The organism is Stutzerimonas kunmingensis (genome assembly GCF_021432085.1).
In the GTDB taxonomy this organism is placed as follows: domain Bacteria; phylum Pseudomonadota; class Gammaproteobacteria; order Pseudomonadales; family Pseudomonadaceae; genus Stutzerimonas.
In genome coordinates this window covers 4,535,147-4,556,365 of the sequence record NZ_CP090366.1, presented here as the reverse complement: position 1 = coordinate 4,556,365, position 21,219 = coordinate 4,535,147, and the positions used below count along the sequence as shown (strand labels likewise).

The window sequence follows — 21,219 nt, the reverse complement described above, 5'->3', positions numbered from 1 at the left end:
AAAAGGTTGATTCCGCTCATGAGCCAAGCTCCCCTCATCCTGGTGGACGGTTCGTCCTACCTCTATCGCGCCTTCCATGCCCTGCCTCCTCTGACCACCTCCACCGGAAAGCCGACCGGCGCGGTCAAGGGCGTGCTGAACATGCTGCTCAGCCTGCGTCGGCAATACCCGGACAGTCCGTTCGCGGTGGTTTTCGATGCCAAGGGGCCAACCTTCCGCGACGCGCTGTTCGAGAACTACAAGTCTCATCGTCCGCCGATGCCGGATGACCTGCGCTCCCAGGTCGAGCCGCTGCATGCCAGCGTCCGCGCCCTCGGCATGCCGCTGCTGTGCGTGGAAGGCGTGGAGGCCGACGACGTCATTGGCACCCTGGCGCGTCAGTGCGCGGCGCTCGGCCGCGACGTGATCATCTCCACCGGCGACAAGGACATGGCGCAGCTGGTCTGTCCGCACGTCACCCTGGTCAACACCATGACCGGCAGCGTTTATGACATCGAAGGCGTGAAGAACAAGTTCGGCGTCGGCCCGGAGCTAATCATCGACTTCCTTGCGCTGATGGGCGACAAGGTCGACAACATTCCGGGCGTGCCAGGCGTGGGTGAAAAGACTGCCTGTGGCCTGCTCAACGGTATTCCCGGCGGGCTCAAGGGGCTTTACGACAACCTCGACCAGGTCGCCGGCCTGCCGATCCGCGGCGCCAAGTCACTGGGCGCCAAGCTCGCCGAACACCGCGACGCCGCCTTCATGTCCTATGAGCTGGCGACCATCAAGCTCGACGTGCCGCTGGACGTCGAGGTCGCCGACCTGATGCCCGGCGAGCCGCACCGCGAGGCGCTGATTGCGCTGTACCGCGAGCTGGAATTCAAGAACTGGCTGGACGACCTGCTGCGCGAGGCCAAGGCCGCCGGCGAGAACTGCGAGGTGCAGCCCGAAGGCTGCTCGATCCAGGCCGAAGCCGAGTACACCACGATCCTCGATCCGGCCGAGTTCGATGCCTGGCTCGAGCGCCTGAAGAACGCCGAGTGCTTCGCCTTCGATACCGAAACCACCAGCATCGATGCTCAGCGCGCCGAGCTGGTCGGCGTGTCGTTCGCCGTCGAGCCGGGCCAGGCGGCCTACGTGCCGCTGCGTCATTCCTATATGGGTGTGCCGCAGCAGCTCGAGCTTGATGCCGTGCTTGGCGCGCTCAAGCCGCTGCTGGAGGATCCGGCGAAGACCAAGATCTGCCAGCACGGCAAATACGACATGAACGTGCTGATGCACTACGGCATCGAGATGCGCGGCATGACCTTCGACACCATGCTCGAATCCTACGTGCTGGACGCCACCGCCACTCGCCACGACATGGATAGCCTGGCGCTGAAGTACCTCGGCCGTGGCACCATCCGCTTCGAGGACATCGCCGGCAAGGGCGCCAAGCAGCTGACCTTCGACCAGATCGCCATCGAGCAGGCGGGGCCCTACGCTGCCGAGGACGCCGATGTCACCCTGCGCCTGCACCAGACCCTGCTCGGCAAGCTGGAGCAGACGCCATCGCTGCTCAAGGTGCTGACCGAGATCGAGATGCCGCTGGTGCCGGTGCTGGCGCGCATCGAGCGCAACGGTGCGCTGGTCGATGCGCAGCTGCTCGGCCAGCAGAGCGTCGAGCTGGGCGACAAACTGGTGCAGCTGGAACGCGAGGCCTTCGATATTGCCGGCGAGGAGTTCAACCTCGGCTCGCCCAAGCAGCTCTGCGCGATCCTCTATGACAAGCTCGGCTGCCCGGTAATCTCCAAGACCGCCGGCGGCCAGCCGTCCACCGCGGAAAGCGTGCTGGCCGAACTGGCCGAGCAGGATTACCCGCTGCCCAAGGTGATCATGCAGCACCGCTCCTTGAGCAAGCTCAAGGGCACCTACACCGACAAGCTGCCGCAGCAGATCAACCCGCGCACCGGGCGCATCCACACCAGCTACCACCAGGCGGTGACCGCCACCGGCCGGCTGTCCTCCAGCGACCCGAACCTGCAGAACATCCCGATCCGCACCGCTGAGGGCCGGCGTATTCGCCAGGCCTTCATCGCGGCGCCGGGCTACAAGCTGCTCGCGGCCGACTACTCGCAGATCGAGCTGCGCATCATGGCTCATCTGGCGCAGGATGCCGGTCTGCTGCACGCTTTCCAGAACGACCTCGACGTGCACCGCGCCACCGCTGCCGAGGTGTTCGGCGTGCCGCTGGAGCAGGTCAGCAACGACCAGCGACGCAGCGCCAAGGCGATCAACTTCGGCCTGATCTACGGCATGAGCGCTTTCGGCCTGGCCAAGCAGATCGACGTCGGCCGCAAGGAAGCGCAGGAGTACATCGACCGTTATTTCGCCCGTTACCCCGGCGTGCTGGCCTACATGGAGCGCACCCGCACCCAGGCCGCCGAGCAGGGCTATGTCGAGACGCTGTTCGGTCGGCGGCTGTACCTGCCGGAGATCAATTCGAAGAACGGCGCCATGCGCAAGGGCGCCGAGCGCACCGCGATCAACGCGCCGATGCAGGGCACCGCAGCGGACATCATCAAGCGCGCCATGATCGCTGTGGACGGCTGGCTGCAGGACAGTGGGCTGGATGCGAGGGTGATCCTGCAGGTCCACGATGAATTGGTGCTGGAAGTGCGCGAAGACCTGGTCGAGCCGGTCCGCCAGCAGATCTGTCCGTTGATGAGCGAGGCGGCCCAGCTGGACGTACCGCTGCTGGTCGAAGCGGGCGTTGGCAACAACTGGGACGAGGCGCACTGACCGGGCTGCCGAAAAATGTCGATAGTCGACGAAATTTTTTTCGCTCGCGTTGAACTTCCGCTGCAACCATCCGGTCAGAGCATGCGAAGGGTGTAAAAGCCCTTCGATGCTCCTTGTTGTGTTAAGTGTTGGCAGATCTCTGGACCCCGCCCTAGCGGTCCGGATTTGGACCTCGAACTTCCCCCTCCCCCAATGAAGTTCGAGGTTTTTTTTGCCTGCAGAAAAGTGGATGAGGCCTCACCAGGAGCAATGGCTTGCGCAATTTTTTGCGCAGCATTCTGTGGATAAGTTTGTGGGTAAGCTGTTCGCAGTGCGATGAGTCGCGAGCTTGGTGGGCGTTGCGCAACTTGTTGCCATGTCTGCGCAGGAACTTGCGCAGCTTTCTGTGTCGGGCATCAACTCTGCTATTCGGGTTGTGTGGTGTAAATTAAATATTTCTTTGATAAATAAGAATTTTTTATTTTTGGCACGGCGCTTGTTGTTACGAAATGGCCATTTGGCACTCATTTCAGACAAGGAGAGCACCCATGCCAACACCCGCGTATCTGTCCCTCGAAGGCACCAAGCAAGGCCTGATCACCGCCGGCACCTTCACCGAGGACTCGGTTGGCAACATCTTCCAGGAAGGCCATGAGGACCAGATCCTGGTGCAGGCCTTCCAGCATCAGGTCATCATCCCGCGAGACCCGCAGTCCGGCCAGCCGACTGGCCAGCGCGTACACAAGCCGCTGATGATCACCAAGGTATTCGATAAGTCGTCGCCGCTGATATTCAACGCTCTGACTTCCGGCGAGCGCCTGAACAAGTGCCGTCTGGAGTGGTACCGCACCTCGTCCACCGGCACCCAGGAACACTACTTCACCATCGAACTGGAAGATGCGGTGATCGTCGATGTGCAGTCGCGCATGCCCAACTGCCAGGACCCGAACATGTCCCATTTCACTCATCTGGAAGATGTGTACTTCACCTACCGCAAGATCGTCTGGACCCACGAGGTTTCCGGCACCTCCGGCTCCGACGACTGGCGCACCCCGATCGCTGGCTGATTCGCCGCGGTCCCGCTTCGGCCAGGCTCGCCTGGCCGAACGCTTTTTGCGAAGCACTGAGCAGATTCCGCCATCGTCGTTCTGGAATGCGCGAACCATGCATTCTAGAGCGGCCGGCCTGTGTTAAACGGGGCTCTGCAAGCGCCCATGCGCTGATACATGGACTGAACAGGAGGAACATGGATGTTCGCCCCAGCCAACCAGGCCCACTTCACACTGACCCTCGAAGGCGTCGAGCACGACTTCAAGGTGCTCGAATTCCAGGGCCGCGAGGCCATCAGCCAGCCCTATCGCTTCGACCTGGAACTGGTCAGCGAGCACCCCGATCTGGATCTGGAAAGCCTGCTGCATCGCCCGGCCTTCCTTTCCTTCGCGTCGGACGGCAGCGGCATCCACGGGCTGGTGCATCAGGCCGCCCAGGGTGAGTCCGGCCAGCGCCTGACGCGCTACCGGCTCACGCTCGTGCCGCAGCTGGCCTACCTCGCCCATCGCACCAACCAGCGCATCTTCCAGCACCTGACCGTGCCGCAGATCATCGCCCAGGTGCTCGAAGAACATGGCATCCAGGTCGATGCCTACCGCTTCCAGCTCGGCCCAGTGATTTACCCGCCGCGCGAATATTGCGTGCAGTACGACGAATCGGACATGCACTTCATCCAGCGCCTGTGCGAGGAAGAGGGCATTCACTATCACTTCCAGCACACCGCGGCCGGTCATGCCCTGGTGTTCGGCGATGACCAGACCGTCTTCCCCAGGCTCGCTGCCACCGCCTATCAGCAGGACACCGGCCTGGTCGCCGACCAGCCGGTGATCAAGCGCTTCGGCCTGCGCCTGGAAACCCGTACCAGCCGGGTCACGCGCCGCGATTACGATTTCGAGAAGCCACGTCTGGCCATGGAGGCCGCCTTCCACAGCGACTTCCAGCCCGACCTTGAAGACTACGTTTACCCCGGCCGCTTCACCGAGCGCGCCCGGGGCAAGCACCTGTCGCAACGCGCCCTGGAACGCCATCGCCACGACTACGAACTGGCCGAAGGCGAAAGCGACCAGCCGCAACTGGCGAGCGGGCACTTCCTCCCGCTCGGCGAACACCCCCGCAGCGACTGGAACCAGCTCTGGCTGCTGACCGAAGTGCTGCATGAAGGTAAGCAGCCACAGGTGCTGGAGGAATCAATTACCAATGTCCCAGCTCACGACGGACTGGCCCCCTCTCCCCTATGGGGAGAGGCCAGGGGTGAGGGAGCTCTTGCCAGCTCCCACTTCCAACAAGGCTACCGCAACCAATTCACTGCCACCCCCTGGGACATCCCCTTCCGCCCGGCTCTGAAGCATCCGAAGCCGAAGGTTCTCGGCAGCCAGACCGCCGTGGTCACCGGCCCGGCCGGCGAAGAAATCCACTGCGACGAGTACGGTCGCGTAAAAGTCCAGTTCCACTGGGATCGTGAAGGCCAGGCCGACGACAAGACCAGCTGCTGGCTGCGCGTGTCGTCCAGCTGGGCCGGCGACCGCTACGGCGGCATCGCCATCCCGCGCGTTGGCATGGAAGTGCTGGTGACCTTTCTCGAAGGCGACCCCGACCAACCGCTGGTGACCGGCTGCCTCTACCACAAGGAGCATCAGGTCCCCTACGACCTGCCGGCGAACAAGACCCGCACGGTGTTCAAGACCCTGAGCAGCCCGGGCGGTGGCGGCTACAACGAACTGCGCATCGAAGACCGCAAGGGCGCCGAGCAGATCTACATTCACGCCCAGCGCGACTGGGACGAGAACATCGAGCACGACCAGAAGATCCGCGTCGGCCACGAACGCCACGATACGGTGGAAGCCAACAGCTATAGCGAATTCCGCGCCGAAGAACACCGCACCACCCACGCCGACCGCAAGACAGAAATCCGCGCCAACGACCACCTCACCGTCGGCAACAGCCAGCACCTGAAGATCGGCACTGGGCAATTCATCGAGGCGGGCAATGAAATCCACCTCTCCAGCGGCCTCAAGGTGGTGCTCGAAGCGGGCAGCGAACTGACCTTCAAGGCTGGCGGCAACTTTATCAAGCTCGACGGTGGTGGCATCACCATGGTCGGGCCTTTGATCAGGATGAACTCCGGCGGCGCGCCGGGTAACGGTTCGGGGGCGGCGCCCATAGCGCCGACATTGCCCAAACCCGCAGATACTGCACCAGTAGGCGAGAAAATCGGCACTGCCAATCTGAACCCGTTACCAGCCTCAACAGAAAAAGGAGTCAAGGGGCCGCAACAGTTGATCGTGGACGTCTGGGGCGACCCGGAGCAAGGCGGGCAAGTTCAATTGCTTAACCCGGAGGGTGACGCATGAGCGAGCTAAAGGACCAGCCCATCAACCAAGGCACGCGTAAGCGCACGGATTATGACAACGCCCGCCGCGCGAGGCTTGGGCTGAATATCGAGCGTAGCGATGGCGGAATGCTGCAAATCGTTGTTGAAACAGATATGCGCAGCCACGAAGAAGAAGAGAGCATCCAGCAAAATACCTTTCTTGCTGTGGTGCCCATGGCGCGTCTGCCGGGTTATGAAAAATATGATCAGGCACCTAAAGGCGGGGTACTTCGCCCCGGTCGTCTTTACGTTTTTCGCCAGGGCAAACTGTGGCGTGAGCTGGAAAGTGACGGCAAAGGTCAGCTTTTCGAGGTGGATGTCGCGCACTGGCGCAAAACCGCAAAGAGTGGCGGCAAGGCAGATGAGCGTAAGCCTGTTGGTGCCAAGCAGCATCTGATTCTTGTACCCATGTTGTTACAAGGCCGTTTTGTCGGCGACCAGCTCGCCATGGCCTACAGCGAACTGCCCTGGACCTGGGAGTACATCCAGTGGTTGGAAGCCAGCTCTGCGCGGGTCAAGCAACGTTGCCAGAACATTGCACCGGCGTGGGCAGCCGCCGTTGTAGGCCCAGAGCAATGGAAAGCCACGCAAGCGATGCCAATTATTCAGATCACCCGCATTAGCAAAGGCATGTGCGCCCGTGAGCTGCATCTTGAAACCCTGCTGGAAGACCCTCTGCTATTCAATGCCGGCCTAACTGAATTACCCGCAACATCGTTGGTCAAGCGGCTTGAGCAACGCCAAAAGGAACTGGCTGGCTTTATCAACAGCACTCCACCCGAGCCATTGCCGGCACTCCACGCCAATAAAGACTTGCTCTCCGAATACCAGTTGCGCGGCCATCCGCAATTGGTCGGGGTAATGCTCGACGACCCCATTTTTGCCCTGCGCCATGCAGTTGCTCAGTCGAGGCTATGTGCTGAGCTGTTGCAAACCCTCAATGCATCGGTTCCGCACCAACCCTTTGGCCGTTATGCCGAGGTGCTTTACCAAGAGGTCATGCCTGCGGGTGGCCCACTGCAGGAATTTAAAAGCCATATCGACATAGAGACGCTGAAGAAAGCCACCCTGCACAGCGAGCGCGAGCAAGCCCGCGAACAGCTCTATCGCCAACAGGAACGCATGCTCAAGCTGGTCGAACGGTTGCCGTCGGTATGGAACGACTTTATCCACAGCCGTGATGAACGCCTGCTGGAACCCTATGCCCAGCTAGCCGAACTGCTGGAAGTGCTTAACCGCTCGCCCAAAGGCTGCGACCCGCGCTGCATCGAAGCGCACGACCTGAAAGTCAGCGCTGCCGTGGACAAACTCAGCCGCCAACTGATCGAGGCTACCCATGCATTGACCAAAGGCTTGCTGGCCGATGCTCAGGGGGAATTACCAGAAACCGCCAAGCGCCTGCAGGCACTGGCGGCAGGCGGCCTTGCCGTCAAGCCTGAGCGCTTGGGCCTAAGCGCACTGAGTTTCCTTAGCACCGCCTATGCTGGGCAAAACCTGGCTTCAGCTCTGGACGAATTGCTCAACCATGTGGCCACCGCCAGCGCACTCGCGGTCAGACGTATCAGCGAAAGCCATAGCGTTACTCAGGTGCAACTGCACCGCAGCTTCGCCCCCACCTTCGATGTGCTGAAAAAACTGCATAGCCAGGCCAAAGGGCTGAAACTCCTGCCGCAAGGCGAAGCCCTGGCCAAGAATATGGTGGTGCTGGGCGTGCATGGTGATGGCTTCAGCTTTGGTATCACCGCCGCCGAGCGTGCGGCCCTGACCCGTGACAACTACCTCTATGCCAGCCTGGAGAAGAAGAATGGTCAGGTACTCGCCACCAGCAGCGGCAAGCTGGCCGAGCGCCTGAACTTTGCCCGCAAAGACCTGGGCCAGGTCATGGTGGTGGCCGCCGAGGCCAGCGACCCACTGGTGGCCGACTACAAACAATGGCGCACCAGCGCCGCCCACCTGAGCACCGCCAGATTGCTCGCCAACAGTAAAACTCTGCCCATACTAGCGACGGTGTGTGCAGGGTTTAGTTTGTATGCGAATACAGAAGGCGCTAAGTCTTTACGTACTAACGGCGAAAAAGCGCGCTTCCATGTAGGTGTAGGAGGAGCGTTAGCAGATCTTGGGCTTGCCACCAATAACGTTGCTCTCAAATTACTGAGTGATGCCAAACGTACTGGTAATCCTTGGCATGTCTTCTGGGAGCGAGGCCGTTTCCAGACCTCCGGTTTCTGGGCCGACAACCTGCTAAAGCGTACCGGTGGCACCTGGCTAAGTGCCTCGCGCCTCGGCTCCGCTGCTGCCATGGGGGTAACAGCTATCCTATTTGCCTGGGATGCCGGTCGTGCTCTGCGTGACGGCGACGACGATGTCGCCATAGCCAATATGATCGCAGCCAGTGGCTCGGGTATTTGGGCGCTCTATACCATTGGCCTGCTGGCCAGCCCCTGGCTGCTCGGGCTGGGCGTCGGCTTGCTGGTGGCCGGGCTTATTGGGACTGTGCTACTGGCCGATAGCGCGGTAGAACAGGCTATCAAGCACGGCCCCTTTGGCACCAAGCAGCGCCTGCCGCAGATGCACGATCCCTTGCAGGCTTACAAGCAACTGCTGGGGGCTTTAGGCGAGCCCCGCGTGCAGATCGAGCGTCTGCAGTTATGGCAGAACAAGGCCAGCGCGGCGGACAAGGCCGGCCTGCTAGCCGCACAAAACGAAGCACGCGCTTCCCTGGCCGCGCAGGACTGGGTGGTCGAAGTAAGCACCCCGCTGCTGGGCCAGTTCCGTAATGGCCTCGAATTTCGCCTGATCGCCAAGGAAGTGCTGCGCACTCGCGGTCACACCTCAGGTTGGACCTACCGTTACCAGCCGATTTCCAAGGAAAAGCTCGGCCCCCTGGTACTCACCGGCAACCGTTTGCTCTTTGTGCTGCCCGCGCAGTTTGGCGTGCCCGCGGCGGGTGACCCGCTGCGCTACCGGCAAGCCATCGAATACAGCCTCAAGGTCTACGGGCAGTTCCAGCTGGGCGAAACTATTTGCCATGCGGACGATCCCTTCCCTGGCTATAACCGCATCACGCTCCCCCAGCCGAAGCCGCGTAACTGGCAAGCGTTTGCAGCACAGATGCCCACAGACAGCGACAATGCCGGTGACGTGGCCTACTGGCTGATCACCCAAAGGGACTTTGCCAAAATATGAATGCCTCTGCACCTACAGCGTCCTATGCCAATTCTGCTTACCGCAGCAATGCCATCCCCGCACAGCCGCCGCATAAATGGTCGCAAGATGCCGACCGTACCGGGCCAATTCGAACGCAACTGCGCTGGGGGCATTACGCTAATCTGGAGCCGTGGCAGGATGTGGATGCACAGTTGCAGCCCGACATGCGTGGCTACCTAGATAAAAAAAAAGAAGATAATATATATATCAACCAAAAGCGCTGGAATTTCGATAACACCAGCAAATGGATGATTTTGATTCCATATTTTAAGTATTCATCTTTATTTTTCATCTCTTGGGGTTTTTGGATGCTTAGCCTCGGAGGGGCGCTGGCTAATAAAATTAAATGGATAGATCAAGCTTTCGGCGCCAGTATCGGAATGGCGGCCGATATACTGTTAGTTTTCTTCTCTATGGCAATGATGGGCTTAAGTGCTTGGCTTGTATGGGGAAAAGATAATCCTCGATATAAGGAATACTTAGTTCACGCCGGAATAGGCTTTGCCGTCGCTATAATTGTTTCGTTACTAACCTTTCAAGCCTCTCCCTACGGAGTCGACCTGTTCTGGCTCTGCGCCGGCATGGCCTTTAGCGTCTTTATGGGACTGATCGGCTGGGATTACTTACAAGACCTCTACCTACGCATATTCGCCCACGATGGAAGCGGCTTTAACCGCCAGACCGGTATGCTGACCATTGGTAGGCGCTTCCAAAAGCCCTTTAGCGCTCCCTTCTATGAGTTCGATGCCACCCTGGAATTCCGTCCCGGCCCCCTTGGAAACAGTGGTTTCGCTATCTGGCTGCATCACCGCTACACCTCGGTCGAGGTGTTTCTTGGCGGCAAAATCCAATCTCTGGGCATGAGCCTGGAAGAAGCCATGGCGTTCTGGGATACGTTGCAACGCTATATGGACGTGACCCAGCCCTTGCCCGAACTGCCGATCCTCGAACAGTTCCGCCACCTCGACCCCACCACTGCCGAGCACGACCGGCAGAGCAAACGCGACCCGCGCCGCTGGCGCGATATGCCTTATAGGGTCTGGGAGCGACGTAGCCGTGCGGAGATGATTAAGCTCAACCGTGTGTACAAGTGGCAAGAGCAACCCTGCATCCTCCAAGCCAAGATCGACCCCAACCTAGGCATCGAAACCTACTACCGCCAGCAGGAAGCCAAGGGTATCCAGGCCACGCCCAAGGGCGATGATTACGACAATATTCATCGGGGGTGAAGTTACCGGAAAAGCTCGGTGCTCTGGTGCTCACCGGCAACCGCTTGCTCAAGGAGCTCGCATGGCTGTAAGCGACCTAATCCAACAAGCCCGCACTCGCTTCGGTCAGGCCCCTTGCGTGATCTTGCACGCCGACGAACCCACAGGAGAAAGCCTTGGGAAATGTTCGTTACCGACGAACATACCGATCACTATCTGGCACTAAAGGCCGGCGGGGACACAGACAGGGGAATGCTAACTGGAGCAATCGGGGGAATCGGAGGCGTAACCACGTGTGTCATGCTTGCCATCCTTATCCTGAGCGGAAATACAGATGGTATCTGGATAGGCCTTATCTTGGCTGTCGTTCTATTTGTTATTCCTTTTACTTGGGAAACATGCCGTCCACTTCCCCTACCAATCCTCTTCAATCGCCGTACCCGCGAAGTCTATTTCGATCACAACGGCGAGCCCTACCACAGCCCTTGGGACGGTATACAAGCGCTGGCGGGAGAGTTTCTCATGGTTGGCCGGCACACAGGAGGAATGCGAAATGCCTCGTTGGAAATCCTCGTACGCCGCTTGGGCGAGTCCGACAATGCCTGGCTGGTAAGCCTCGGTTTACCAATGGGCAAAACTCTTCAAATGCAGAAGGGTCGTTGGGAATGGCTACGTGCCTATATGGACAATGGTCCTTGGTTCGATGAAAACGGCCAGCACAGCGCGTCCGACGCCTACATCAAGAAAATGCTTTCTGCCCATACCAACCCCACCGGGTTTCTTGCCTACCGGCGGCAAAGGATTGCCGAGAAAAAAGCAGCCAACGAGGGCAAGAACTACTTGGAATGGACGGATACGGTACTGTACCTGGGACACTTGCTCTTCTATCCGATGAACTGATTGCAGGAGTTCACGTATAACATCGCCAAACGTCGTTCCCGTAACCGCTGGCCACGGATCGTCACCGAACGTCTGCAACCCAATGGCCCGACTACACGTTTACTCGACCTGGAGCGAGAGCGGGGATTGGACGTGTGAACCAATCCTCGTACCCGACGCAAGAGGTAGTTGTCCGATTACTGCAATTGAGTTGTTTGGCTAATTGGCTTACTCCCGAAACGTAATTTCTCACGGCAACTCCAACCCACCCCCAGCCTTGTGCAACCCACGCAGATGCTCGCCGATCTGGGCCAGGTTCACTTCGATCGCTTCGAGTTCCTCCCGCCGCTCATCCCCCAGCAGCACCCGGACTTCTTGGTCCAGTTCTTCGCTCAGCTGATTCAGGCGTAGTTGGCGTTGTTCGCTTTCGCGTTCGAGGCGGGTCCATTCGCTGGGTTGTGGCAGGCCGTAGCCGTGGCCGTCGAGCAGTTCGGCGGGGCGGCTGAGGTAGCCGCTGTTGGCGAGGATTTCCTGCAGGGCGCCGTCGGCCTTGTTCAGGCTGGCGTCGCGCCCGCGGCCGCCGAGGTAGCGGTTCTTCAGCTCGTCCTGGGCGAGGAGCAGCTGGCGGCGCAGGGCGGCCTGTTCGACCAGCAGCAGGGCGGCGGAGGCGCGTAGATCGGCGCGGTCGATCCATGGCTGGCGTTCAGCGGCACTGAGTTCCAGCCACTGTTCGACGCTGTCCTGCGGTAGACCGAGGCGCTCCTTGAGGATGGTGAACATGGCCTGGTAGCGATCGCGGTAGGAGTCGAAGCGATAGCCCAGGCGCAGCGCCTCGCGGGGATCGTCGAGCACGCTGGCGTCGGCCAGGTCGCGGTGGATCAGCACCTCCAGCAGCCCGTTGGGCATGATGCTGTCCAGGGCGACGAGTTCGTCGCGTGTGGTTCCGCTGCGTAGCAGCTTGAGGGTTTCCACCGCGCAGTTGTTGGACAGGAAGTAGTAGTCGCCGTCGTAGCTCCAGTGCAGCTCAGCGCTACGCTCGACCAGTGCGCGAATCTCTTCGTGCTGCAGCTTCAGCGGTACCGAGGCCAGCCCGCGCAGCTCCACCTTGGTGTATTCGTCGATCACCTGGCCCAGGGGCAGGATGAACAGCCGCGAGGGGTAGACGCCGGTGAGGCCGTCCCAGCTGGACAGCTGCACATCGTCGACGAAGGCGCGGAAGGACAGCACCAGGTGGTGATCCAGATCCAGTCGGCAAGCGGGACCGGGCTCGCGGCCGGGCGCGCAGATCACCAGGCGCAGCATGCTGTGGCCCCAGCGGCTGACCCAGGCCTCGTTGGCTTCGGCGAACAGGTAGTCGACCTCGTAGACGCGCGACGGATTGAGGCTCAGCAGTGGCGTGCGGCCGAATTCGCGGCCCGCGTTCAGAAATGGGTAGTCATCGGCGCAACCGGCAGCGTTTGCTGGCGCCCAACCGAAGTGTTCACGCAGGTAACGGTGCAGCGAAGGGCGACGGCAGGCGTAGCTGGGGTCGAGCAGGAAGTACTCAAGGTTCACCGCGACGAATTCCAGCGGGCTGGTCAGCTCGTACGGATCGGGACTGCGCGCCAGCTGCGCGTTGTCGTGTTCACGCAGGCCGCGCTTGCCGACCCGTTGCGGCCAGCCGGCCAGGTCGAGCAGGCGCGGGTCATCGCTGAGGGTGAAGCGGCGGTCGGTCTGCCCGCGGCAGTCGTCCGGCAGGCCGACCTGCCCGAGATTGCTGGCGCGCTGACGGCAATGGCCCTGCAGCAGGTATTGATCCGGCGACCACAGGCGAGCGCGATCGTACAGATGCGCCACTTCGTGAATGACGGTGGCGAGCAGCTCGCGGCGTACCGTGCCGTGGGGTCGATTGGTCTTTTCCTCGGCAGCGCTGCCGTTGGTGAGCGCCGGCAGCAGGCGGCGGTTGAGTTCCAGGCGATTGCCACCGGCGCGGCCATAGGCCTGTTCCGGCAGATCATCGCGCCACTGCACGCGCACCTCGCGATCGAGGCTCTGCACCAGGCGGGGTGGCAGTGCGGCCATGGCTTCGTCCAGCAGCGCCTGGCTGGCGGCGCGTTGCTCGGCGTCCAGTGTGCGTGAGTCGAGAACCAGGCGCAGGTCGGCCTGGGCTACACCTGCAGCAAGGCTCAGGCAGCCTGCCAGCAGCCAGGCGCCGGGGCGTATCACAGGGCGAGGATGGCTTCGGCCAGTTGCAGGTCGCTGGCATTGCGCGCTGCAGGGAGTTCGCTGCGCAGGGTGCCGATCGCGGCTTCCAGATGCGCACCGCGAATCTCGCCGGCGCTGGCGACGAAGCTGGCGGCGTCTTCACGCGCTTCGACGACGACCTTCATGTCACTGATGCGGCTGGTCACATCGGAGGTGAAATTGATGCTTCGGTCCAGGGCACGCACGACGATGTTGCTGGTGGCGACGAGGGTCTGTGCCTGGGCTGTGCCCGCGGCGACGGCCAGCGCCAGCGGGGCGGCGAGCAATAGCTTGTTCATCGGTTGGAATCTCTCACGGTCGGGGCACCGGCAGGCCGGTGCGATTATTGGACGAGGATCGCTTCGGCCAGTTCCAGGTCGCTGGCGGCAAGCTCCGGGTGTTCCTGGCGCAGCCGCGCCATGGCCGCTTGCAGGCGAGCCGCGTCGAGCTGGCCTTCGCTGGCGACGAAGCCGGCCGCGTCTTCGCGGGCCTCGGCGATCAGCTTGTTGTCGAAGGGAGCACTGGTCAGCTGGCTGCTGACGTAGCTGGTCTGCACGACACCTGCGGTGGTGACATCGAAAGCCTGGGCGGCGCCAGCTGTGAGGCTGAGAAATAAGAGAACGATTGAATACGAACGCATGCGGAACCTGTTGCCGGGAAAAACGGCGCCAAGGCTAGCGAAACGCCGGCTGTAGAGCCAGCGCCCGGTTGCTTCCGCAGGTTGCAGCAGCGCTCATGCGCTGCTGCACGCATCAGAGCGCCAGAATCGCCTGAGCCAGTTGCAGATCGCTGGCGCCCAGTTCTGGCTGCTGGCTACGAATGTGGCGCAGCGCCGCTTCGAGGTGGGCGCCGCGCAGATCGCCCTGGCTGGCAACGAAACGCGCCGCATCGTCGCGAGCATCGAGCACCAGTTTGTCGTCGCGCAGCGACGAGGTCAGGTCCGAGGTTGCGTCCACGGTATTGATCAGGCCGCCGACCACCATGTCGGTGGTAGCGGTGAAGCTGGCAGCGGACGCGCCGCCGCTCAGCAGCAAGCCGGCAGCGAAGAAGGGGAGCAGGATTCGGGACATGGCAGATCTCCAGTGGTGAGGCTCTAGACCGCGCCATGGGTGCGACGTTCCCGTTGCTGCGGCCTTGTAGCACGCAGCATAGGCTCGAATCGGTGGGCGCGGAATGCCTCAGCGCCAGAACGGCTTGTCCAGCTCTGCCGAGCGGTCGCTATGGCTGATGCCGACATCCGCCAGCTGGCGGTCGTCAAGCTGCGCCAGTTGCTGGCGGGTACGGTAGTTGCGTTGCCAGCGCTGCAATACTTGCAGCAGCTGTAGCCAGTTGCGGCGGGCGCGGGTGGCGACATACGGACGAGACAGCGTGCGATCCATGCTGCGCTCCTTCCCGGTGTGACCGGGTACGGGTTATGGGAGAACAGGATCGCGCGCGTCAGCCAAGTGCAACAGCCACAGGGATTCTCGATTGTGCCGGTGCAGTTCCAGAAATGGATGCAACTGTATTGGTCGCGAACGTGCCAACTGTTTTCGCTGCGCTGATTATCGGTCCGGTGTGCGTGCCAGAGCGCCTGGTGTGGTGCCGAACTGTTGACCGAACGCGGCGATAAACGCCGAGGTGGATTCGTAGCCGCAGGCCAGCGCGACATCGGTAACCGGCTGGCCCTGCTCCAGCAAAGGGAGCGCGCTGAGCAGGCGCAGACGCTGGCGCCAGGCGCGGAAGCTGAGGCCGGTGTCATGCTGGAACTGGCGGGTCAGGGTTTTCTCCGAGACCTGGAGGCGCTCGCTCCATTGCTTCAGGCTGAGTGAAAGATCGGGCTGCTCATAGAGCGCTTCGCACAGCTGACGAAGCCGGGCATCCCCGGGCCAGGGCAGGGAATAGCCGATTGCCGGCGCCGCCCGCAGCTGGTCCAGCAGCACCGCTGCCAGGCGGCCTTCGGCACCTTGCTCGTCATACTCCGCCGGCAGCGCGCCAAAGGCGCGGATCAGCTCGCGCAGCAGTGGGCTGACCGCGAGCACCTGGCAATGCTCGGGCGCCCAGGCCACGGCGCGCTGGTCGATGTACAGGCTGCGCATCTCGGTGTGCGGCGAGCTGATCACCTCGTGCAGCAGGCCCGGCGGAATCAGGATGGCGCGCTGCGGCGGAGCGAGAAAGCGCCCGCGCTCGGTATGCACGCGCAGCACGCCGCTGATGGCGTAGGACAGCTGTGCCCAGGGATGGCGGTGGCGTGGCGTGGTGGTGCGTTCAGCCAGGGATTCGCTGCGGGCGAAGAGCGGGCGCGGCAGTGCATCCATGGCCGGGATGCTGCGTTGCACGAGGCTGCTTTGTCCTTTTCTCGACATTTGTCTGGCTTATGGCGTTAGTCGGATATCCAGCGCGACAGTAGACTCGCTGGCAACCTGCCGCAAGCCACACAATCAGGAGCGCCCATGGCCAGACCTCGCCTGTTACCGGACAACTTCACTCTGGCCCTGCTCGGTGCGGTGGCCATCGCCACGCTGCTGCCAGCGCGGGGGCAGGGCGTAGCGGTATTCGAGTGGATCACTAACCTGGCCATCGGCCTGCTGTTCTTCATGCACGGCGCCAAGCTCTCGGGCAGTGCGATCCTCGCCGGCATGGGCCATTGGCGCCTGCATCTCCTGGTGTTCAGCTGCACCTTCGTGCTGTTCCCGCTGCTCGGGCTGGCGCTGCGCCCGCTGCTGACGCCGATGATCGGCACCGAGCTGTACCTGGGCATGCTCTACCTCTGTGCCTTGCCGGCCACGGTGCAGTCGGCCATCGCCTTCACCTCGCTGGCGCGCGGCAACATCCCTGCGGCGGTATGCAGCGCGGCGGCTTCCAGCCTGATCGGCATCTTCCTCACGCCGCTGCTGGTACTGCTGCTGATGGGCGCGCAGGGCGAAGGCGGCTCGACGCTGGATGCCATCGGCAAGATCGTCGTGCAGCTGCTGCTGCCGTTCATCGCCGGGCAGATCGCGCGGCGCTGGATTGGCGACTGGGTGGCGCGCAACAAGGGCTGGCTAAAGAACGTCGACCAGAGTTCTATCCTGCTGGTGGTCTACACCGCGTTCAGCCATGCGGTGGTCGAGGGCATCTGGCAGCAGGTGCCGCTGCCGCAGCTGCTGGGTCTGGTGCTGGCCTGCTGTCTACTGCTGGCGCTGGCCCTGCTGATCACCTGGCTGGTCGCGCGCTGGCTGGGCTTCGATCTGGAAGACCGCATCACCATTCTCTTCGCCGGCTCGAAGAAGAGCCTGGCCACCGGCATTCCCATGGCGCAGGTGCTGTTCGCTGGCGGTGCGCTGGGCACGCTGATCCTGCCGTTGATGCTGTTCCACCAGATTCAGCTGATGGTCTGCGCGGTACTGGCGCAGCGCTATGCATCGCGACCAGAAACAACAGCGGTCGCAAAAGCCGGCTGACCCAAAGCCAATCAGCGGCGGATTCGTGACTGCAGCGCAAAGATCATTTGCCCGCTACGGTCTGGGAGCGGTGCGCAGGGGTGGCTAAGCTGCGCGCCATTCTGTTGCTGAGGCGTTCCCATGAAGAAGATTCTGCTACTCAATGGCGGCAAGGCCTTCGCCCATTCCGCCGGCCAGTACAACGCAACGCTGCATCAGACAGCCATCGAAACCCTGACCGCGGCCGGCTTCGAGGTCCGCACCACCGAGATCGACGCCGGCTACGACGTGCAGCAGGAAGTCGAGAAGATTCTCTGGGCGGATGCGCTGATCTATCAGATGCCCGGCTGGTGGATGGGTGCACCCTGGACGGTGAAGAAATACCTGGACGAGGTGTTCACCGCCGGCCACGGCAGCCTCTACGCCAACGACGGCCGCACCCGCTCCGACGCCTCGCAGAAGTACGGCAGCGGCGGTCTGCTGCAGGGCAAACGCTACATGATCTCCGCGACCTGGAACGCGCCGCAGCAGGCCTTCGACGACCCCAGCGACTTTTTCGCCGGCAAGGGTGTGGATGCGGTCTACCTGCCATTTCACAAGGCCAACGAGTTTCTCGGCATGCAGGGCCTGCCGACCTTTCTCAGCGTTGATGTGATGAAGCGGCCGCAGATCGAGGCGGATGTCGAGCGCTATCGCCGGCACCTGGGTGAGGTATTCGGCTTTGCCGTATGACGCTTTGCTTCAGCTGCCCGAAGGCTGACGCCGAGCCTGGAGTTGCCGGTGTGGAAAGCGCTGCGATTAGCGCCTGGCCAAGCCGACCGGCTTTGGTGGACTGAAGCCCACCCTACGTAAAGAAAAACCCCTCGCGGCACGGGCCGGGAGGGGTTTTCGTTCAGAGCGAGGCCATCATTCCACGGCCTTGACCATGTCCTCGACCACCTTCTTGGCGTCGCCGAAGACCATCATGGTCTTGTCCATGTAGAACAGCTCGTTGTCCAGGCCTGCATAGCCGCTGGCCATGGAGCGCTTGTTGACGATGACCGTCTTGGCCTTGTACGCCTCGAGGATCGGCATGCCGGCGATGGGCGACTTTGGATCGTTCTTCGCCGCCGGGTTGACCACGTCGTTGGCGCCAAGTACCAGCACCACGTCGGCCTGGCCGAACTCGGAGTTGATGTCTTCCATCTCGAAGACCTGCTCGTAGGGCACCTCGGCTTCGGCCAGCAGCACGTTCATGTGCCCCGGCATGCGCCCGGCGACCGGGTGGATCGCGTACTTCACGGTCACGCCCATGTGCGTCAGCTTCTCGGCCAGCTCCATCAGCGCGTGCTGCGCGCGGGCCACCGCCAGGCCGTAGCCGGGAACGATGATCACGGTGTCGGCGTTGGTCAGCAGGAAGGCGGCGTCGTCGGCCGAACCGGACTTCACGTTGCGCTCCAGCTGGGCGCCCGCCGGGCCGCCGGCATCGGCGTCGGCCCCGAAGCCGCCGAGGATCACGTTGAAGAACGAGCGGTTCATCGCCTTGCACATGATGTACGAGAGGATCGCGCCGGAAGAGCCCACCAGCGAGCCGGCGATGATCAGCATCGAGTTGTTCAGCGAGAAGCCGATACCGGCGGCCGCCCAGCCCGAGTAGCTGTTGAGCATCGACACCACCACCGGCATGTCCGCACCGCCGATGGGGATGATGATCAGCACGCCGATGACGAACGCCAGTGCCACCAGGATGGCAAAGGCGGTCAGGTTGCCGGTGAAGGTGTAGACCAGGCCCAGGCCGAGGATCGCCAGGCCGACGGCCAGGTTGACCATGTGCTGGCCCTTGAATACCACCGGGGCACCCTGGAACAGGCGGAACTTGTACTTGCCGGACAGCTTGCCGAAGGCGATCACCGAACCGGAGAAGGTGATGGCACCGATGGCCGCGCCGAGGAACAGTTCCAGGCGGTTGCCCACCGGAATCGCGTAACCCATCTGCTCGACGATACCCAACGACTGCGGCTCGACCACCGCGGCGATGGCGATGAACACCGCGGCCAGGCCGATCATGCTGTGCATGAAGGCGACCAGCTCGGGCATCTTGGTCATCTCGACGCGCTTGGCCATGACGGTGCCGACGCTGCCGCCGATCAGCAGGCCGACGATCACGTAGCCGATGCCGGCGGTGGCCAGCTCGCTGCCGAGCTTGAAGATCAGGCCGACCGTGGTCAGTACCGCCAGCCCCATGCCGATCATGCCGAACAGGTTGCCGCGCCGTGAGGTGGTGGGGTGGGAAAGGCCCTTCAGTGCCTGGATGAAGCACACCGAGGCAACCAGATAGAGCAGGGTGATCAGGTTCATGCTCATGGCTTACTTGCCCTCCGCCTTGGCCGCGCTGCGGTCCTTCTTCTTGAACATTTCCAGCATGCGACGGGTGACCAGGAAGCCCCCGAACACGTTGACCGCGGCCAGCGCCACGGCCAGGGTGCCCATCGTCTTGCCCAGCGGGGTGACGGTGAGCGCGGCGGCCAGCATGGCGCCGACGATGACGATCGCCGAAATCGCGTTGGTGACTGCCATCAGCGGAGTGTGCAGGGCCGGGGTGACGTTCCAGACCACGTGGTAGCCGACGTAGATCGCCAGCACGAAGATGATCAGGTTGTAGATGCCGTCCGAAATCAGATCCATGTTCGCGTCTCCCTTAACCGTTGGTCCGCACGACCTGGCCGTCGCGGCACATCAGGCACGCGGCGACGATGTCGTCTTCGAGGTTGAGCTGGAACTGGCCGTCCTTGTCGATGACCAGCTTGAGAAAATCCAGCAGGTTGCGGGCGTACAGCGCCGAGGCGTCGGCCGCTACCAGCGTCGCCAGGTTGGCGTGGCCGACGATGGTCACACCGTGGCGCACCACCACCTGGTCGATCTCGGTCAGCGGGCAGTTGCCGCCATGCCCGGCCGCCAGGTCGACGATCACCGAGCCGGGCTTCATCTGCTCGACGGTGGCTTCCTGCAGCAGCGTCGGCGCCTTGCGGCCGGGGATCAGCGCGGTGGTGATGACGATGTCCGACTGCAGCGCACGGTCGTGCACGGCCTGTGCCTGACGCGCCATCCACGAGGCCGGCATCGGCCGCGCATAGCCACCGACGCCTTCGGCGCATTCGCGCTCTTCGTCGGTCTCCAGCGGCACGTCGACGAACTTGGCGCCGAGCGATTCGATCTGCTCCTTCACCGCCGGGCGCACGTCCGAAGCCTCGACCACCGCACCCAGGCGCTTGGCCGTGGCGATGGCCTGCAGCCCGGCGACACCGGCACCGAGGATCAGCACGCGTGCGGCCTTCACCGTACCGGCGGCGGTCATCAGCATCGGCATGAAGCGCGGGTAGTGATGGGCGCCGACCAGCACCGCCTTGTAGCCGGCGATGTTGGCCTGCGACGACAGCACGTCCAGGCTCTGCGCGCGGGAAGTACGCGGCGCGGCCTCCAGCGCGAAGGCGGTGATGCCGCGGGCAGCCATGCGCGCGATGCAGTCATTGTCGAACGGGTTGAGCATGCCCAGCAGCACGCTGCCGGACTGCATCTGCGCCAGTTCGGCATCGTCCGGCGCGTTGACCTTCAGCACCAGCTCGGCGGCAAGCGCCGCGGCCGCACCGCCGATGGTCGCGCCGACCGCTTCATAGGCGCTGTCCGGCACGCTGGAAAGCAACCCGGCGCCGCTTTGCAGCGTCACCCGGTGCCCTTGGCCGATCAGTTTCTTGACGGTTTCCGGGGTCGCGGCGACGCGCGTTTCCCCGGAGTGGGTTTCGAGAGGAACACCGATGTGCATTGTTGTTGTTCTCCTGCGTGATCATGACCGGTGCTGCGGCGAACCGCGCACCGACGTGCTTTTCACCCGCCCGCTGCTCTGGCGAACGGGGTATGGAACAGGTGAAGCCAGCCGGGCGATGCGCAAAAACGGATCGCCCGGCGCGGCATTCTGCAAGCCTTGAAAAAATCAAACAACTGTTTCAATCAAACGATTGTATTTGACGCGCCGGTCGCAGGATGACTGCCTGTTTTCCGTGCTTCGCTGCAGATTGCGTCCTGTTTGGCTCTGCGTACGACCAGTTCGTCCGCGCCAGGCACACGACACGGCCGCATCATGAATGACGCGCCATTGACAGGG

Annotated in this window: 17 protein-coding genes; 8 read left to right on the top strand and 9 right to left on the bottom strand. The window is 62.4% G+C overall.

Annotation, left to right across the window (positions count from 1 at the left end):
• The first annotated feature begins 18 nt into the window (after positions 1 to 18).
• From polA to LW136_RS21745, 6 genes are all read left to right on the top strand, one after another.
• Complete coding sequence (gene polA, locus LW136_RS21770) at positions 19 to 2,763, top strand: DNA polymerase I (RefSeq protein WP_234174171.1); 2,745 nt, start codon at positions 19 to 21, stop codon at positions 2,761 to 2,763.
• Positions 2,764 to 3,290: 527 nt separating this feature from the next.
• A complete protein-coding gene (locus LW136_RS21765) occupies positions 3,291 to 3,809 on the top strand; it encodes an Hcp family type VI secretion system effector (RefSeq protein WP_003286458.1) in 519 nt (172 codons plus the stop codon).
• Between the two features lie 183 nt (positions 3,810 to 3,992).
• Positions 3,993 to 6,143: a type VI secretion system Vgr family protein gene (locus LW136_RS21760; protein WP_234174169.1), complete on the top strand. Its 2,151-nt coding sequence runs from the start codon at positions 3,993 to 3,995 to the stop codon at positions 6,141 to 6,143.
• Positions 6,140 to 9,349 (top strand): toxin VasX, encoded by a 3,210-nt coding sequence (locus LW136_RS21755; RefSeq protein ID WP_234174167.1) that lies wholly within the window; start codon positions 6,140 to 6,142, stop codon positions 9,347 to 9,349. The genes LW136_RS21760 and LW136_RS21755 overlap by 4 nt, the downstream gene beginning before the upstream one ends.
• On the top strand, positions 9,346 to 10,599 hold the full coding sequence (locus tag LW136_RS21750) for a hypothetical protein (protein WP_234174165.1): 1,254 nt from the start codon (positions 9,346 to 9,348) through the stop codon (positions 10,597 to 10,599). Before LW136_RS21755 ends, LW136_RS21750 begins: the two co-directional genes overlap by 4 nt.
• Before the next feature lie 162 nt (positions 10,600 to 10,761).
• Positions 10,762 to 11,478 carry a hypothetical protein gene (locus tag LW136_RS21745; RefSeq protein ID WP_234174164.1) on the top strand — a complete coding sequence of 239 codons (717 nt, stop codon included), beginning with the start codon at positions 10,762 to 10,764 and terminating at the stop codon, positions 11,476 to 11,478.
• Between the two features lie 228 nt (positions 11,479 to 11,706).
• Here the strand turns inward: LW136_RS21745 and LW136_RS21740 are convergent, their stop codons facing one another.
• From LW136_RS21740 to LW136_RS21715, 6 genes are all read right to left on the bottom strand, one after another.
• Positions 11,707 to 13,662, bottom strand: a complete 1,956-nt coding sequence (locus LW136_RS21740) for a DUF7844 domain-containing protein (protein WP_234174162.1) — start codon at positions 13,660 to 13,662, stop codon at positions 11,707 to 11,709.
• Positions 13,659 to 13,979 (bottom strand): DUF2388 domain-containing protein, encoded by a 321-nt coding sequence (locus LW136_RS21735; RefSeq protein WP_014822100.1) that lies wholly within the window; start codon positions 13,977 to 13,979, stop codon positions 13,659 to 13,661. Before LW136_RS21735 ends, LW136_RS21740 begins: the two co-directional genes overlap by 4 nt.
• Before the next feature lie 44 nt (positions 13,980 to 14,023).
• Entirely contained in the window at positions 14,024 to 14,320 is a 297-nt protein-coding gene (locus LW136_RS21730; RefSeq protein ID WP_102833369.1) for a DUF2388 domain-containing protein, read from the bottom strand.
• A 112-nt stretch (positions 14,321 to 14,432) separates the two neighbouring features.
• A complete protein-coding gene (locus LW136_RS21725; RefSeq protein WP_023445583.1) occupies positions 14,433 to 14,750 on the bottom strand; it encodes a DUF2388 domain-containing protein in 318 nt (105 codons plus the stop codon).
• Positions 14,751 to 14,858: 108 nt separating this feature from the next.
• Complete coding sequence (locus LW136_RS21720) at positions 14,859 to 15,059, bottom strand: DUF1127 domain-containing protein (protein WP_041015440.1); 201 nt, start codon at positions 15,057 to 15,059, stop codon at positions 14,859 to 14,861.
• A gap of 165 nt (positions 15,060 to 15,224) precedes the next feature.
• The gene (locus LW136_RS21715; RefSeq protein WP_376785350.1) at positions 15,225 to 16,025 is read right to left on the bottom strand and encodes an AraC family transcriptional regulator; all 801 of its coding nucleotides are present in this window, start codon (positions 16,023 to 16,025) and stop codon (positions 15,225 to 15,227) included.
• Positions 16,026 to 16,112: 87 nt separating this feature from the next.
• Between LW136_RS21715 and LW136_RS21710 the strand changes: the two genes are divergently transcribed.
• Together LW136_RS21710 and mdaB are read left to right on the top strand one after the other, a co-directional pair.
• Complete coding sequence (locus LW136_RS21710; protein ID WP_230358341.1) at positions 16,113 to 17,102, top strand: bile acid:sodium symporter family protein; 990 nt, start codon at positions 16,113 to 16,115, stop codon at positions 17,100 to 17,102.
• 120 nt (positions 17,103 to 17,222) lie between these two features.
• On the top strand, positions 17,223 to 17,813 hold the full coding sequence (gene mdaB / locus LW136_RS21705) for an NADPH:quinone oxidoreductase MdaB (protein WP_234174161.1): 591 nt from the start codon (positions 17,223 to 17,225) through the stop codon (positions 17,811 to 17,813).
• A gap of 174 nt (positions 17,814 to 17,987) precedes the next feature.
• On the opposite strand, the gene LW136_RS21700 is transcribed toward mdaB, so the two are convergent.
• From LW136_RS21700 to LW136_RS21690, 3 genes are read right to left on the bottom strand one after another with little or no spacing between them, the layout of a single operon-like run.
• The gene (locus LW136_RS21700) at positions 17,988 to 19,424 is read right to left on the bottom strand and encodes an NAD(P)(+) transhydrogenase (Re/Si-specific) subunit beta (protein WP_234174159.1); all 1,437 of its coding nucleotides are present in this window, start codon (positions 19,422 to 19,424) and stop codon (positions 17,988 to 17,990) included.
• A gap of 3 nt (positions 19,425 to 19,427) precedes the next feature.
• Entirely contained in the window at positions 19,428 to 19,745 is a 318-nt protein-coding gene (locus LW136_RS21695; protein ID WP_234174157.1) for an NAD(P) transhydrogenase subunit alpha part 2, read from the bottom strand.
• Between the two features lie 13 nt (positions 19,746 to 19,758).
• On the bottom strand, positions 19,759 to 20,880 hold the full coding sequence (locus tag LW136_RS21690) for a Re/Si-specific NAD(P)(+) transhydrogenase subunit alpha (RefSeq protein ID WP_234174156.1): 1,122 nt from the start codon (positions 20,878 to 20,880) through the stop codon (positions 19,759 to 19,761).
• Positions 20,881 to 21,219 lie beyond the last annotated feature (339 nt).

Excerpts from the sequence above, each read along its gene's own strand:
- LW136_RS21760 (WP_234174169.1), top strand. The coding sequence starts at position 3,993 with ATGTTCGCCCCAGCCAACCAGGCCCACTTCACACTGACCCTCGAAGGC.
- polA (WP_234174171.1), top strand. The coding sequence starts at position 19 with ATGAGCCAAGCTCCCCTCATCCTGGTGGACGGTTCGTCCTACCTCTAT.
- LW136_RS21690 (WP_234174156.1), bottom strand. The coding sequence starts at position 20,880 with ATGCACATCGGTGTTCCTCTCGAAACCCACTCCGGGGAAACGCGCGTC.
- LW136_RS21735 (WP_014822100.1), bottom strand. The coding sequence starts at position 13,979 with ATGAACAAGCTATTGCTCGCCGCCCCGCTGGCGCTGGCCGTCGCCGCG.
- LW136_RS21750 (WP_234174165.1), top strand. The coding sequence starts at position 9,346 with ATGAATGCCTCTGCACCTACAGCGTCCTATGCCAATTCTGCTTACCGC.
- LW136_RS21715 (WP_376785350.1), bottom strand. The coding sequence starts at position 16,025 with ATGTCGAGAAAAGGACAAAGCAGCCTCGTGCAACGCAGCATCCCGGCC.
- LW136_RS21695 (WP_234174157.1), bottom strand. The coding sequence starts at position 19,745 with ATGGATCTGATTTCGGACGGCATCTACAACCTGATCATCTTCGTGCTG.
- LW136_RS21755 (WP_234174167.1), top strand. The coding sequence starts at position 6,140 with ATGAGCGAGCTAAAGGACCAGCCCATCAACCAAGGCACGCGTAAGCGC.
- LW136_RS21745 (WP_234174164.1), top strand. The coding sequence starts at position 10,762 with ATGTTCGTTACCGACGAACATACCGATCACTATCTGGCACTAAAGGCC.
- LW136_RS21710 (WP_230358341.1), top strand. The coding sequence starts at position 16,113 with ATGGCCAGACCTCGCCTGTTACCGGACAACTTCACTCTGGCCCTGCTC.
- LW136_RS21700 (WP_234174159.1), bottom strand. The coding sequence starts at position 19,424 with ATGAGCATGAACCTGATCACCCTGCTCTATCTGGTTGCCTCGGTGTGC.
- LW136_RS21725 (WP_023445583.1), bottom strand. The coding sequence starts at position 14,750 with ATGTCCCGAATCCTGCTCCCCTTCTTCGCTGCCGGCTTGCTGCTGAGC.
- LW136_RS21720 (WP_041015440.1), bottom strand. The coding sequence starts at position 15,059 with ATGGATCGCACGCTGTCTCGTCCGTATGTCGCCACCCGCGCCCGCCGC.
- LW136_RS21765 (WP_003286458.1), top strand. The coding sequence starts at position 3,291 with ATGCCAACACCCGCGTATCTGTCCCTCGAAGGCACCAAGCAAGGCCTG.
- mdaB (WP_234174161.1), top strand. The coding sequence starts at position 17,223 with ATGAAGAAGATTCTGCTACTCAATGGCGGCAAGGCCTTCGCCCATTCC.
- LW136_RS21730 (WP_102833369.1), bottom strand. The coding sequence starts at position 14,320 with ATGCGTTCGTATTCAATCGTTCTCTTATTTCTCAGCCTCACAGCTGGC.